Below are 501 nucleotides of genomic sequence, written 5' to 3' on the forward strand. Positions count from 1 at the left end.
TATGTAATGCGCAAAAATATTGCGTCATTAAGCAAAGTTGCCCACCACTCATATCTAAAAGGATTAGAGAAAACAGGAATTTCTATTAATAAAATACCAAGTATGTATGGTATGAATCGAATTCTTAAAGAAATTGGTTGGGCGGCAGTAGCTGTAGATGGTTTTATTCCCCCCTAATGCTTTTATGGAGTTTCAGGCTTATAATATTCTTGTAATTGCTTCAGACATTAGGCAACTGGAAAATATAGAATATACTCCTGCCCCTGATATCATTCATGAAGCAGCGGGTCATGCTCCTATCATTGCCAACCCTGACTATGCGGAATACCTAAGACGTTTTGGTAAAATTGGATGCAAAGCCATTTCTTCTAAAAAAGATTATGATATGTATGATGCAGTAAGAACGCTTTCTATTCTAAAAGAAGCAGCTGATACTAAACCTGAAGAAATCCAGATCGCAGAAAATCGAATTACAGCAATACAAAATCAGCAATCAGAACC

General features: G+C 36.3%; 1 pseudogene. It reads left to right on the top strand.

Features of this window, described 5'->3' with window-relative positions:
• A pseudogene (locus F0000_RS27560) lies at positions 1 to 501 on the top strand (phenylalanine 4-monooxygenase); the annotation flags it as partial.

The organism is Aquimarina sp. RZ0 (assembly GCF_008370685.1).
Classification (GTDB): Bacteria; Bacteroidota; Bacteroidia; order Flavobacteriales; family Flavobacteriaceae; genus Aquimarina.